The sequence below is a fragment of the Vibrio nigripulchritudo ATCC 27043 genome (genome assembly GCF_000222685.1).
Taxonomy (GTDB): Bacteria; Pseudomonadota; Gammaproteobacteria; order Enterobacterales; family Vibrionaceae; genus Vibrio; species Vibrio nigripulchritudo.
This window is the reverse complement of record NZ_AFWJ01000068.1, coordinates 1-14377: the sequence shown is the minus strand read 5'-3', so window position 1 is coordinate 14377 and position 14377 is coordinate 1. Positions and strand designations below refer to the sequence as shown.

12 protein-coding genes are annotated in these 14377 nt (G+C 46.3%); 7 read left to right on the top strand and 5 right to left on the bottom strand.

Features of this window, described 5'->3' with window-relative positions:
* Positions 1-8 precede the first annotated feature (8 nt).
* The 3 genes from RH89_RS07590 to RH89_RS07580 all read left to right on the top strand — a co-directional run bounded on the left by RH89_RS07590 (position 9) and on the right by RH89_RS07580 (position 2843).
* Entirely contained in the window at positions 9-602 is a 594-nt protein-coding gene (locus tag RH89_RS07590; RefSeq protein WP_004400781.1) for a TRAP transporter small permease, read from the top strand.
* Complete coding sequence (locus RH89_RS07585) at positions 599-1882, top strand: TRAP transporter large permease (RefSeq protein ID WP_004400780.1); 1284 nt, start codon at positions 599-601, stop codon at positions 1880-1882. The genes RH89_RS07590 and RH89_RS07585 overlap by 4 nt, the downstream gene beginning before the upstream one ends.
* Before the next feature lie 232 nt (positions 1883-2114).
* Positions 2115-2843, top strand: coding sequence for a FadR/GntR family transcriptional regulator (locus tag RH89_RS07580; RefSeq protein WP_004400778.1), 729 nt, complete (start codon positions 2115-2117; stop codon positions 2841-2843).
* Here the strand turns inward: RH89_RS07580 and RH89_RS07575 are convergent.
* Positions 2810-5821 (bottom strand): 7TM diverse intracellular signaling domain-containing protein, encoded by a 3012-nt coding sequence (locus tag RH89_RS07575; protein WP_038145267.1) that lies wholly within the window; start codon positions 5819-5821, stop codon positions 2810-2812. The genes RH89_RS07580 and RH89_RS07575 overlap by 34 nt on opposite strands.
* 229 nt (positions 5822-6050) lie before the next feature.
* On the opposite strand from RH89_RS07575, the gene RH89_RS07570 reads away from it, so the two are divergent.
* Positions 6051-6761: a response regulator transcription factor gene (locus RH89_RS07570; protein WP_004400774.1), complete on the top strand. Its 711-nt coding sequence runs from the start codon at positions 6051-6053 to the stop codon at positions 6759-6761.
* A gap of 6 nt (positions 6762-6767) precedes the next feature.
* Here RH89_RS07570 and RH89_RS07565 read toward each other — a convergent pair whose 3' ends face one another.
* Positions 6768-7697 (bottom strand): SRPBCC family protein, encoded by a 930-nt coding sequence (locus RH89_RS07565; RefSeq protein ID WP_004400771.1) that lies wholly within the window; start codon positions 7695-7697, stop codon positions 6768-6770.
* A gap of 367 nt (positions 7698-8064) precedes the next feature.
* Here RH89_RS07565 and RH89_RS07560 point away from each other — a divergent pair, with 367 nt between their 5' ends.
* Complete coding sequence (locus tag RH89_RS07560) at positions 8065-9258, top strand: EAL domain-containing response regulator (protein WP_004400768.1); 1194 nt, start codon at positions 8065-8067, stop codon at positions 9256-9258.
* A gap of 6 nt (positions 9259-9264) precedes the next feature.
* Here the strand turns inward: RH89_RS07560 and RH89_RS07555 are convergent, their stop codons facing one another.
* The 3 genes from RH89_RS07555 to RH89_RS07545 form a co-directional block, all read right to left on the bottom strand.
* The gene (locus RH89_RS07555) at positions 9265-9759 is read right to left on the bottom strand and encodes a GNAT family N-acetyltransferase (RefSeq protein ID WP_004400766.1); all 495 of its coding nucleotides are present in this window, start codon (positions 9757-9759) and stop codon (positions 9265-9267) included.
* A 76-nt stretch (positions 9760-9835) separates the two neighbouring features.
* Entirely contained in the window at positions 9836-10813 is a 978-nt protein-coding gene (locus tag RH89_RS07550; protein ID WP_004400764.1) for an ion channel, read from the bottom strand.
* Positions 10814-10928: 115 nt separating this feature from the next.
* Positions 10929-11828 carry a LysR family transcriptional regulator gene (locus RH89_RS07545; protein ID WP_004400763.1) on the bottom strand — a complete coding sequence of 300 codons (900 nt, stop codon included), beginning with the start codon at positions 11826-11828 and terminating at the stop codon, positions 10929-10931.
* Positions 11829-11961: 133 nt separating this feature from the next.
* Between RH89_RS07545 and RH89_RS07540 the strand changes: the two genes are divergently transcribed.
* Both RH89_RS07540 and RH89_RS07535 read left to right on the top strand, forming a co-directional pair.
* Entirely contained in the window at positions 11962-13218 is a 1257-nt protein-coding gene (locus RH89_RS07540) for a D-amino acid dehydrogenase (RefSeq protein ID WP_004400761.1), read from the top strand.
* 278 nt (positions 13219-13496) lie between these two features.
* Positions 13497-14377, top strand: an 881-nt coding sequence (locus RH89_RS07535; protein WP_004400759.1) for an alanine/glycine:cation symporter family protein, incomplete at its 3' end; no start/stop codon positions are given.

Below are 14377 nucleotides of genomic sequence, written 5' to 3'. Positions count from 1 at the left end.
GGAGTATCATGATTACAAAATGGGCAAACTGGCTGGAAAAGCTGTTGGAAGGAATCTCTGTATTCCTGGTGTTGTCGATGACTTTTGTCATTGTATTCGGCGTCATCATGCGCAAAACGGGTTCATCCTTAATTTGGTATGACGAAGTCGCTTCCCTCTTGCTGGTTTGGGTTACCTACTACGGTGCCGCAACGGCAGCAATCAAACGTAGCCACCTCGGTTTCAGTGGTTTGCTATACAGCCTAAAGGGATCGCTTCAAACCGCCTTATTCTGGCTTTCAGAAGTCATAGTGATTGGCTTTTTTATTCTGGTCGCTTACTACGGCTGGATCGTGCTGGAGTATTTTGAAGGCGAAACGCTAATCAGCCTGCCTTGGGTGCCCGTGCCTTTTGTTCAATCTGTTATTCCTTTTGGTTCCCTGCTGTTCATTCTGGCGGAGCTTTTATCCATCCCTCAGGCATTGAGTGATATGCGAGAAGGGCGCGATCACGACAGAGCCGAGCTGGAAGAATACGCCGAAGAATGCGGCATCGATACCGACGAACTCTACCCTGTTGGTCAGAAATCAAATTCGAATAAAAGCATGGAGGCAAACTCATGATTTACCTGTTGTTATTTGGTGGTTTGCTCGCGCTGGTGATGATAAACGTCCCTATTGCTGTTTCCATTGGTGTGGTAGCAGTTGGCGGGATGGTTCTGACCTCCGGTAGCGATGCCATGCTCAACGTGCCTCTTACTCTGTACGAAGGGGCAACCAAATTCCCATTACTCGCCATTCCTCTGTTTGTTCTGGCGGGTGAGCTCATGAATACCTCGAGCATTTCCAAGCGCCTGATCGATTTGGTTTCAGCCATGATTGGATTCGTGCGTGGTGGTCTTGCTATGGTCAACATTGGGGTGTCCATGTTCTTTGCTGAGATTTCAGGCTCGGCGGTTGCCGATGTAGCGGCAACAGGCAGCGTACTGATGCCAGCCATGAAAAAACGCGGCTATAAACCGACCTTTGTGGCGGCTATTACGTCTTCCTCAGCTTCCCTTGCGATCATCATTCCACCCTCAATTTCTATGATTTTGTACGGTGCCATTGCGGACACCTCAATCGTAAAACTGTTCCTTGCGGGCGTCGTACCGGGCGTACTCGGCGGTGCGATGATGATGGCGCTCTCTTATTACTTTGCCATTCGCTACAACCTTCCACGTGAAGAAGCGTTTAGCTGGAAGAACCTGAAGCAGAAATTCAAAGACGCGATTTGGGCACTTTTCTTACCTGTTATCATCTTGGGCGGTATCTTCGGTGGCATTGTGACCGCAACCGAAGGGGCAGGCTTGGCGGTGATTGCAGCTCTGGTGATAGGTTTTGTGATTTATCAGGAACTGACTCTGGCACACCTTTACAAGTGTATGGTGCGTGCCAGCGTTCAGACTGCTGCGGTTATGCTGCTGGTTGCTACCTCTGCGCTACTTGGGCTGTTCCTTACCGAAGTCAGACTGCCACAGCAAATGGCGCAAGCCATCCTCAACTTTACTGAGAGTAAAATTGTGGTGCTGATGCTGCTGAATGTGCTGTTTTTTGTATTAGGTATGTTCCTTCATGGCGCTGCCGCCATCATATTAGTGGTACCTATGGTGTTGCCACTGGTACTTCAGTTTGGCATTAACCCAATCCATTTCGGGCTGATAGTGACACTGAACCTTGCCATTGGTCAGCAAACTCCTCCAGTGGCGAGTGTGCTTGCCACTGCCTGTTCCATTGCCAAGGTGGATATTTGGTCAACAACGCGGGCGAACCTGCCATTTATTGGTGTACTGATCGCACTGCTCTTGTTGGTGACTTATGTTCCGTTTATCACGCTAGGGCTGGTGGACTGGGTTTACGGCTAACGTATCCATGATTTAGGGAAGTGGTGGAGCTATCCCTCCACCCTCTGATGTGCAGGCAGCGTTTGTCTGCCCGTCAAACCCACAAGTGCTCGCTTAGGTTAGCTAAGTCCATTGCTTCCATGAGTATTTGTGCTTTCTCCCCACTTCCCATTTTTAAGAATTTTGCCGTACTTGTAACCATTCTGCTCAGTCCGCATAATTGTTAACAGAATTCACTGAAATGGGAGCGCCTATGACTCGCGCTGCTTTTGCCTTTGAGCAAACCCTCAAAAACAAAACCAAAAAAGACATTCTTGCGGAAAAAATACTGGAGATGATCGTCACCGGGCTACTCAGAGACGGGGATGAACTGCCCAGTGAACGCGAGCTCAGTAGCATGTTTGGCGTCAGCCGGGAAACGGTGCGAGGTGCATTGGGGATTGTTCAGGCATACGGCATGATCCATGTTTCTCACGGGTCAAAGACTCGGGTCAACCGCGACGAAGCGATTCTGAAACGCAACGACTGGCTACCAGAATCCTCCAGCCTCGAAATCAACAATCATTCCATTGATACCGTTTTTGAAAGTCGAAAAATCATTGAGTCGGCCATTGCGCGGCAAGCCGCTTTAAACATTAACGACAAACAACTGGAAGAACTGGACGCTCTGCTGAAGCAACAGGCAACCATGTTTTCAGATCCGGTGCGTTTTCAGCTCTCTGATCATCAGTTTCACCTCAAAATTGCAGAAATAGCCGCGAATCCGATAATGCTCAACTACTCAGACGAACTGTATGCTTTTGGCTTGAAGTTCCGACGCCAGGTGATGAGCAAGAAAGGCTCCATTGAGCAAAGCTACATGGAGCATCTGGACATTTTTAATGCCTTAAATCAAAGGGACGCAGACGCTGCCGAGCAAGCCATGCTGCGCCACATTGTGAGTGTTCATCAGACCACAGTAGAAGAGATGGGCACAGCGTGAATACGGTCTAACAAAGCCCGAGTTTTTTCTTCCAGTTCAGCAGCCACAGACTCGTTGGGCTGCTCATTCTGCCATGCCAGATCCAGCTCTAACGCCAGTTCCTGAATGTCTTTCGCTCCAATGGCTCCCGCTGTTCCTGCGAAGTCATGATACAGCCTTTGCTTTTCACGATAATCCGACTCCGATGTCTGATTCAGTGCAGTGAGAAACTCTTCTGTCATGGCAACAAATGCATCCAGTTTTCCCTCTACTTTGGTCTCAGAGTAAGCACACTGTTCATAAAGGAACGACATATTAATGCCCTCTATCTCAGGCAACGATTTATCCGCTAACCAGCGAATCTGTCCCTTCTTTGGCAAAGCGTGTGGCGAGAGCTCTTGCGTGGCAAGGGGCGTCAGTAGCTTAAGCAGTCGGCTGGCGATGATTGGCTTAGCAATACAGTCATCAAACACATCCATATGCTGAGAAACAATGCCCGGGCTGGCGCTGGTACAAAAAATCGGAATTTGTTGGAGCTCAGGAGTCTGGCGAATAGTCATGGCGCATTCAATACCGTCGACTTCAGGCATGTGTAAGTCCAATAGCAGCACATCGTAATTGTGTTTTTTCATGGCTTCTAATGCCTGACGCCCGTTTTCCACTATGTCGGTGTCTGCACCAAACATCGTCAGCATGTCACTGATGAATTCCTGATTGAGTTTGTTGTCATCTGCCACCAGCACTTTTAAACCACTCAGCGCGTAGTCAGCAAAAGAGGACGTTTCCGGCTCAGACACTTCTTTACCGTGCACTTTATTGACCAGATGGAATACATCCCCTACCCGAATCGGTTTACTCAGGTGCTCCACCTGACTCTCAGATCCTTCGATATCGTCGATATCACAGAGCATGGCAACCGGAATATGAGAAAAGTCGGTCGCACGTAAAATATCGATAAAGGTTTCACCAGAAATGCCCTTCAACGCATGATCCACCAAAATGAGATCGTAATTACAGGTCATCTCCAATGCTTGAGATGCGGTAACCAAATCGCATTCCATGCCAAGCCAGCGCAGTGTTAGCTTTGCACTTTCTCCAAAGGTTTCATCCTCACAAACCAGCAGAATATGAGCACCGTCCGAGTTATTCGCTGGCTGTGATACTAAAGGAAATGCAAGATCAAAAGAGAAAAGCGAGCCACGCCCCACTTCACTGACGCACTCGATATTGCCCCCCATCAGATGCACAATTTTCTGACTGATGGAAAGCCCTAGCCCGGTCCCTTTATGATGATCTTCGAGCTGCGAATAAGGTTTGAAGAGTTTGTCCTGATATTGCTGCGAAATACCACTTCCTGAATCAGAAATGTTAAATGCCAGTACCACTTCATGCCCAGCCTGTCGGATGACGGATATCGCCAGCCCTACATATCCGGTTTCCGTGTGCTTAATGGCGTTGTTGGTCAGGTTGATGATGACTTGCTCCAAGCGCACCCTGTCTCCCCGAATATGAGAAGGCACATCCGGGGCGACCTGAATATACATTTGAACTGGCTTACCTGCGAGTGCAGGTGTGGAGACAGAAGCCACATGATCTACTACATCAACCAGGCTGAAAGTTTCGCTTTTCAGACTCAGCTTTTTCTGTTCCAGCTTAGAAAAATCCAGACTGTCATTAATCAACTGCACTAAATTTGAGGATGCCTGCTCTATCTTGGTCAGGTAATCCATGGTACTGAGCTGCCCTTTACCTTGTTTCGCGAGGTAAACAAACCCCAGCACTGCGTTCATAGGAGTTCGTAATTCGTGGCTGATCACCGCTAATGTGTTGGCTTTGTCCTGTGCCATCTGCCGCTCGACAGACATTCGGGTTTCGGCATCCAGCTTTGCCTGCTTAAGCAACTTGATCCGGTTAGCCAGAGCCACAGAAAACAGACACACTTCCACCACACCACCAACGTGAATCAAATGGCTGGTAAACATATTGCTGTGAAGAATGCCAATGTTCGCAGCGGTATTGCTTATCACCCCAACAAAGAGCAGCGACCAGGCAAACAAATAGAGACCAGAGCCTTCTACTTTGCGATGCATCGAGGCGACCCCAATCACTAACCCTATGATTCCGTAACCATAAGCTATGAAAATACTCATTTTTCCTACAGTGGAATAAGGCACGAGGTAAGTCAGGACAATCAAAGACAATGCGGCGACTTTCATCAGCTCAATGATCGCATTTATCCACGGAAGGTTCTTTCTGGTTTGAAGTAATTCCTGGCTAAACAACAAAGTACAGAAGGTCAGTAACCCTGTCGAAATAGGGATGGACTTACTTGCCCAAAGGGGGGAGTTAGGCCAGAGGTAGTGAAACGCCAGACCATCCCAGCAGGCGGCACTGTGCGCGGCACTGATAACAAAGAACAGGTAGTAAGCGTACACCTTATCTCGCAATCGAAAGAAAACAAAGGCGTTGTAAGCTGCAATCAGCAGCAACCCACCATAAAACAAGCCAATAAAGAAATTTTCCTGCCCGAGAGTCTGAGCAAATTCAATATCGCTATACAGCTCTAACGGCAACTTCAGAACACTTTCACTTTGTGCCCGAAGATAAAACACCGTCGGTCTGTCTGGGTTTAACACAACGCGAAACGTGTTATTTCTATCATGAAAAGGTCGAACACTAAACGGATATCGATCACCGGATTGCTGATGTTCCAGTCGCGCGTCATCAATCAATTGGTAGAAATCGAGATAATCCAGAGGCGTGTACGCCACCGTCAGAATACAGCAGTCATTCTTAGGTTGGTCGATCACCACTTTTAACCAGTAAGTGGAGTCACTATACCCCATATTGATGTTCTCCAGAGACGGCGCTAAGGCTTGCCACTGCGAATTTTCCGCCTGAAGTACATCTGCAATATTCAATGTGCCATTTTGATCTTCCAGCACACTCACTTCGCTGATTGGAATGTTCGTTTTCTTTAGATGTGCGAAACCATCCAAGCTCCAGAGTGAGCTAATTAGAAAAACAAATGTAACACAGCAGAACTTTAGCAAAATTGAATAAAAGTGCGACATGGAACTTTACAATTGATAGTTTTTAATTCGAGCGAATTATTATAAACTATTTAAATATTTGATGGGTTGTTTCATTTTTTTAGGAAATACTCCTTATAAATATTTAACAAATAGGAACTAAACTGCATATCAACCTAGGGTTAAATTCGCTCTCATGCCTCATCGCCGTATTTTAGTTGTCGAAGATCACGCTCCAACTCGTGAATCTCTGGTTAAAGCATTACAATCTCAAGGCTACGATGTCCTCGTAAATATCACGGGAGAAGACGTCTGCCAGCAAGTGACCAATAGCCATCCACCAATCGACCTGGTTTTGTGTGATGTCGTTTTACCTCAAGCAGATGGAACGGAAATTGCCCATACGCTTTCCCGAGAAAAATTATGCAAAGTGATTTTGGTATCCAGTAGAAAGTCTGACGAGGATCGCATTAAGGGACTTGCTCGTGGCGCAGACGACTACGTTGTTAAACCGTTGAATATGGTAGAAGTATTGCTGAGAGTGCAGGCAGTTTTACGTCGAAACGATATACCGTCCCATGAGCATGATCAGGAATCCATTTACATTCATGTGTATCCGGGGATCCGATTACACAAGGAAAATAAACTGCTGCTTCACAAAGACGGACGTGAGTTCCGCCTGACGGATGCCGAAAATCAGGCGCTGCTTTTTCTGATAGGAAATGCCGGAAAAGTGTGTACCCGCCAGCAACTGGTCAAGATAACAAAAAGCCAGAACTGGTCACCAACAGACCGCTCTATTGATATGCTCATTAGCCGCCTCAGAAAGAAGCTGGAAGCCAACAGTTCTCATGCCGAACTTCTTGTCACGATTCGTGGTAAGGGCTACATGCTGGCAACCCAATAACCTTCCCTATTTTTTAAACAGCAGTATCTGAGTGCGTAGCTGAGTAATTTCTACGTCGTTAGGGTTGTCGACATAAAGCTCGATCCCTAGCGGCTTACGTTTTACTGGCACTTTATTGTGCCTGGCTGCCATATTCGCCATTGACCAGGCGTTACCAAGAAAGTGGTAAGCACCGATATGCTCGACGACGTACGTGTCGCTGGCTTTTAAATGCCCACAAATAAACGGCTCGGGCACGTCAATCGGCTCGCAAATCGGGTAACAGGTATGAAAATCGAAATGCATGGTTGCCATATCCATGGAGTCATAAAGCGCAAACATAGCGCCCGATGGTTCAATGCCCCGCTCGGTCATAAACTCATCCAGCTTAACGATATCATCTTGCATGGTCGGTCCCATGTCCTGCATTCCGGCATCATTTTTCAAAGCAATGTAATGAGTTTCGGATAGGTTGCTCTCCCCTACCAGTTTCAGCTCGGAATGGACCTCTCCTGTTTCAATCTGGCTTTTTAACATCAATAAACCGCGATCGTAGTCCATCCCAATCATCGACTTAAACATGTTCTTTAAGAAAAACAAAAACCACGGGACTTTGCTTTCCATAATCCAGCTTAACTTTGCCCCGGTTTCCGTCTTTTCAGCGTTAAATTTTACCGTTGCTGTGGATTTAAAAGGGCGGAAGAAACTCAACGCCATAACCAGACTGGTCGGCGATTTTTCGGTTAACACCATGCCACCAGCGCCGACCAGATTACCACTCCATTCATAGCCTGAATCAACTTGACCGGCTTCACCGCTGTATATCAGAGGGCAGCCTCGTTCCATGATTAACCACGGAGACCATTCTGGCCAGTTTTTAAAGTCACTGATGAATTCAATGAGTGATTCTGGTGTGGTGTCGATTTCGATGTCTCGACAAACTTGGTAGCTAAGCATTGTTTTCCTCATCCTTCCCTGAATGTTGTCTGATCGCATCCTAAGATCTTTGACCCTAGTTAATCTTGAACAATAAACCGTATGACTGCAACGTTACCACTCCGCAACTTGCTGACAGTTTTACATCTAATACGCCTTCGCGTGCCGTTTTCAGATTTTTGTTTTTCCAGCAGCCCTAAATACTCTATCGATTGAATAAAAAAAGAGCTCAAAAAGGAAGCCTCTCCTTGATAATTCCCTTAGTTCTACTAGGTTTTTAAAATAAGGAGAATAGACTCTGAGCTATTTGACCGCACAACTTATCATTGGCACCAAAAAACATAATTCAAGCCAATGAATACCTAACTCGTTGGCTAAAGGTATGTGAATGAAAGAGAAACAAATTGTCGTGATCGACGATTCCCAAGCCATTCTTATGGTCATGAAAACCATGCTGCTGGAACTGGGATTCGCAAATGTAGTCACGTCTTCTAACCCACGAAAAGCACTTGATTTAATCCGTAACCATCCCGAAAAATACAGTGCCGTTTTCACCGATCTCAATATGCCGGATATCGACGGAATGGAAGTAATCCGCCAGTTAGGAGAAAGCCGGTTTTCCGGGGGGGTGTGCATCATTTCGGATATGGAGAAGCGCATCATTCAACTGGCGGCAGACATTGCCAGACAGCATGAAGTCTGCCTGCTCGGCAATATCTCAAAGCCTATTGATCTCAACAGCTTAAAACGTGCTTTAGATAAGCTTCAGCAAATGGAAGAGCGTAATTTCGTCCATTACAAGAAGATGTCCAGAGAGGAGTTGCGTGCCTGTCTCGATGCCCGTTTCATCACACCTTACTACCAGCCAAAAGTGAACATCTACAAACACAAAGTCGATGGGGTCGAAGTGCTAGCAAGAATCTGCAAACCAGGAGTGCCTAAAGCCATTCTTCCGGGGCAGTTTATTCCTACTGCAATGCGCTACAACATGCTCGATGAGATAACTCTCCAGATACTGGAAAAGGCGCTAGATGATTTGCCCATGTTGTGTAAAGAGTTTGGTAACAACGTACGAGTGAGTGTGAACCTTTCTCCCAACCAACTGATTGACCCTAAGTACCCTGATACACTGAATGATATGGTCACGACGCGTGGTGTTGAGAAATCTCAGATTATTCTGGAAATCACTGAAGAATTTGCCTTGAAAAGCACTGAGCAGTTGGAGTCCCTAAATCGCTTCCGGATTCGTGGGTTTGGTTTGTCTCTGGATGATTTTGGAACGGGTTTTACCAACCTTCAGCAACTGCGAAACCTGCCTTTCACCGAAGTTAAAATCGACCGCAGTCTGATTACCGACATCCACTGCGATCAATTTAATCAGGTGGTGGTGAATTCTCTTGCTGACATTTCCAAAAAGCTGAACGTAACCTTGATTGCTGAAGGAATGGAGACCATCGAGGACTTGCATTATCTCGAACACAACTACCGAGACATGCACATTCAGGGATTTTTAATATGTACGCCGAAACCGGTAGACAGTTTGCTACGTTGGTACCACAGCTGGGCAAATGCCGAGCATTGATACCCCTTAAACCACCAGTGATTCGGAGCGCATTCCCCTCATATCGCATCCGTCTTCGCTGTAAGCTGGTGTGAACACAGTAAAGCCATGCTGCTGGTAATAATCGGTGAGATAAGACTGTGCAGAAATAAACACTGGTGTAGAAAAACCATTTTCTTTCATCGCGTTCAGTGAAACACGCATCAGTTCATGTCCAACACCTGTTCCTCGGTGTGAGGCTTTCACAACCACACGACCAATCGCGGTTTCTTTCTCACTGCCATCTAAAAAAGGAAGTACTTCAACTGGGTATCCCAACCCTTCTGGCAGCAGTCGCGCATAGGCAACCACTTCGTCTCCTTCAATACCTAAAACGTGTAACACGCCTTCCGCATGATCTTTGCCGTCTAGATCGGAATACGGTGCATTTTGCTCAACAATAAAAATGTCTACACGAAGCTTAAGCAGTTGATAGAGTTCAATATTAGTAATTTGTTCGAATGAACAGACTTTCCAGCGCATGGTGCCTCCTTATAAAAACCAGAAGGACTATAGAGGGCGCTGGGTTACGACTCATTAACTATTGTTAATATGCGTTTTAACGGGTCATCTTTTTAACAAATACCACCACAAACAGTGCCATGGTAAAGCTTCCTAAGAAAGCCTCGAAGGCAGCAATAAACCTTGCGAGTCCTATGGGGGAAATGTCGCCGTACCCTAATGTTGTGAACGTCACCACGCTGAAGTAAAGCGCATTAAGGAACTCTAGAAACGTTGCTTTATAACCATGAACATCTGGGTAAATTGGGTTTGAAGCCGTCGTGCCTAAAAAGAAGTAGGCTAAGGCACACATAAAAATCAGGCAAACCGAAAACATCACCACACGTATGGGTGATTCTCCATACCCACAAAACAAATCTACGCCTTTGGAAATGATACGTTTAGAGCTGTATAGCGGCATTTGATAGCGCCTGAAGATCATCTCTTTTTTGAAGAAGTGACCTGCAATTTCAAACAACCCCTCTTTTTCACACTGTTTGCGGATACAGCGGGCGACCTCTTCTGCTTCCTGGCACAATTCAACCGCTTTCTTGGTGTCTTTGACACTGATCGCATCCATGGCTTTGCGCTCTTGTTGCAATTGCTCGCCCCACTCCACGTTCTCTAACCGCGCACGGCTGAGATCAGCACCGAGCAAATTACAGTTTTCCAGTTTGGCACAGTGCAGGTTTGCGCCTGCCAACGTGCTTTTCATCAGAGATGAACCTCGAAGATCGAGTCCAAAGAAATGCGCATTACGAAGATCGGCACGATAAAAGTCGACATCCCGACACTTATACCCTTCCCTGCAGCCTCGATTGACCAGATTGATGTCTTCCAGTTTGGCTCGTGACAACTGAAACCCGTCCAGAGGTTTGCCATCTTTTGCCCACTGCTCAACCCGATCTTTAACGTCTTCATCTTTACTTTTATCAATGTCTGGATCATGCCAATAGCACAGACCCGACTCGCCAGCAGGTTCGTCACACTGCCACCCGTCTGGACTGCAATACTTACATGTTCTTTTTTTTGTCATTGAGATACGCCTTAAAAAAGCGAGGAACCCCTGCCTCGCAAAAGAAACGAGATATGCATCACCTTTTTTAAGTGTAGGAGGGGATTTCTGAGGTCACAAAATGTAGCTGGTTAATTTATTGGGTTTCCGCCTCCTGTCTTAACCAGTGAACAAATTTATCGATAATCTCACTCTTATGATGCTGGATAAGAAAATAGCCCGCATCCACAGGCGTTTCAGTGAAAGGGCTGCACAACCTTTGGTGCTTAAAGTCTTCATCCACCAGTGAGCGTCGCCCCATAGCAACCCCGACTCCTGCTTCTGCCGCTGCCATGGCCATATCTGCACGGCTAAAAAAGTGCCCTTTAAGCTCAGAGGTCTTTATCCCATTGTGTTTTAACCACATTTGCCACTCCACGTCTTTGCCAGCATCTCGCCAAGCCATTGCATCGTGAAGCAACATGACCTTCTTCCAGACATCAGGATCATTCCCCCAGTCATACTGACGCATTAATGCCGGAGACATTACTGGCAATAGCGCTTCTCTCATCAATAATTTGGCTTTGCTATCGCTGTAAGGAATGGTTCCGTAGTCAATGACCAGATCAAAATCCCCACTGTAGGCGTCAACAATGGCAGCCTCGGCATAACTCTGAATTTGAATCTCAGGATACTCGCTATAGAATTTCTGCAATCTGGGAATCAGCCATTTGTAGGCGAAAGAAGGGGTAAGCTTAAGACGAATTTCCTGTTCTAGATTGAGCTCAGTTTGAATACTTATTATGGCGTGACGAATGTGGCTTAATCCCTGTTGAACGGCTTCAAACAGAACCTGTCCATTCTCATTGAGCTCAATACCTCGCGAGTGCCTTTTAAATAAAGGTGTTCCCAAAGCATTTTCTAACAAGGAGATCTGCTGACTGACGGCTCCCGTGGTCTTGTGGAGAGCTCTGGCAGTGCGAGTAAAACTGCCCTCTCTTGCGGCAACTTCAAATGTTGATAAATGGTTTAGCACATTACTTTTCACAAGTTCCATTAGCTTTTCTCTATAAATTGCTTTTAGTTTTTCTAAAGGCTAGCTGTAATATTTATCGATTGTTAATCAGATGTAAAGAAAAGACACTATCCACCGATTCTTTGAAATGAAAACTGTGGCGGTGCAGAAGACAATGAAAGCGCTTGTGATTGGTAGTGGTGTAATTGGGTTAACCAGTGCTTGGTATTTAAGACAAGCAGGGTTTGATGTGACTGTAATAGACAGACAGGCTCAAGCAGCATTAGAAACCAGTTATGCCAATGCAGGGCAGTTGTCTTATGGGTACTCAGCGCCCTGGGCAGCGCCCGGTGTGCCCCAAAAAGCGTTGAAGTGGCTGGTTCAGACACATGCTCCTCTCAAGATTTCTCCCCCTTTGAATACTGAAATGGTTGGCTGGAGCCTGAAAATGCTGGCTAACTGTAATACTGAAAAGTACCAGCAAAACAAATCCCGAATGCTTCGGCTGGCGAATTACAGCAAAAGTTGCCTCAGCGAGTTAAAAGATCGTCTCCCTCTGAATTTTGAAGGCAAAGAACTGGGTACGCTTCAGGTATTTCGCCACGCTTCTCAACTTGATTCCATTGGCAAAGACATGCACCTTCTGGCGCAAAGTGGTGTTGAGCATCATCTACTCAATGTGGAGCAGTGTATTCAGAAAGAACCGGGGCTCGCGGCTGTAAAAGAAAAGCTGACCGGGGGGCTGTATCTCCCCAACGATGAAACTGGTGACTGCTATCTTTTTTGCCAGCAGTTGGAACAAGAATGTCGCAAAGCGGGCATTGAATTTCACTACCTCCATCAGGTTAAAAAGATAGAGCACCAAAGCGGAAAGGTCACAAAAGTGGTCACGGATAAGCAGACGTTTGTTGCCGACAAATACGTTTTTGCAATGGGAAGCCACTCCGCCACTTGGTTAAAAACCCTTGGCATTAATTTGCCGGTTTACCCTGTGAAAGGCTACTCACTCACAGTACCTATTGAAGACAGTAATAATGCGCCAACATCAACGGTGATGGACGAGACATACAAGGTCGCGATTACACGGTTTGAAAATCGGATTCGCGTCGCCGGTACAGCTGAACTCGCAGGCTTTAGTCAGGATCTGCCACACAAACGAACCAGAACCATAAGCAAGGTACTGACCGATCTGTTCCCAAAGGCCAGTAATGTTTCAAAAGCAGAATACTGGACAGGGCTAAGGCCCATGACCCCAGATGGCACGCCAGTTATCGGTAAAACACCGTTAAGTAATGCATACACCAATACGGGACATGGCACTTTAGGATGGACACTAGCGTGTGGGTCAGGAAAGTTACTCGCAGATATCGTGGCAGAGAAAAAAGCGGATATTCAGCATGATGATCTCTCTTACTTCAGATATGTTCAATAATTCCGCCAAATGCGATCAAATCAGCATAAAGTCGAACAATCTTTCTTCGCCAATTACAAGATCATTATCGGTAACTTTATTTATATTAAAAATTAATTAACATCACACTCTAATTTCGCGCAATTTTTAGCCAAAAAAACTCAAATTCCTAGCGGTACGTGCTCTACTTCACGGTAAAAACACGAACAAATCAAAAATATTAACAATCGGATTACATACGGGATTAATATGTTGTTCGCTTTTTACACAAACACAACATCAAAAATAGGGAAAGAGTCATGCAGTCACTCGTCGACTTTCTTAACGGAATAATATGGAGCCCGGCACTGATTTATTTGTGTCTGGGTGCAGGTCTGTTCTATTCCATCACAACACGCTTCGTGCAAGTGCGTCATTTCGCTGAAATGTGGCGTCTTCTGTTATCAGGGAAAAGCTCTTCCAAGGGTATCTCCTCCTTCCAGGCTTTGGCCGTATCACTGTCTGGTCGTGTGGGTACTGGTAACATTGCGGGTGTTGCCGCAGCGATCGGTTTTGGTGGACCAGGTGCCGTATTCTGGATGTGGGTTGTAGCGTTCCTAGGCGCGGCAACTGCTTACGCAGAATCCACTCTGGCACAAATATACAAAGAAGAAGATGAAGGTGAGTTCCGTGGCGGACCAGCTTACTACATCGAAAAAGCGATGGGTCAGAAGTGGTACGCGTGGATTTTCGCTATCGCTACCATCTTTGCTTGTGGTGTTCTGCTTCCGGGTGTTCAGTCGAACAGTATCGGTAATGCAGTTGAAGCCGCATTTGGCAGTGGAATGATGATTGATACAGGTCTGGGCACTTACAGTTTTGCTAAAATCTTTACCGGTACCTTCATTTCTATCATTCTGGCTTTCATCATCTTCGGTGGTGTAAAGCGTATCGCCAACTTCACGCAGGTTGTCGTGCCTTTCATGGCCTTGGCATACATCATCATTGCGTTTGTCATCATCCTTCTGAACATTGGCGAGGTACCTCGTATCTTCGCAATGATCGTAGGTGACGCATTTACTCCTATGGCTGGCTTTGGTGCCGCTATCGGTTGGGGTGTAAAACGTGGTGTGTACTCGAATGAAGCAGGTCAGGGAACAGGTCCACATGCAGCGGCAGCAGCAAGTGTCGACCACCCAGC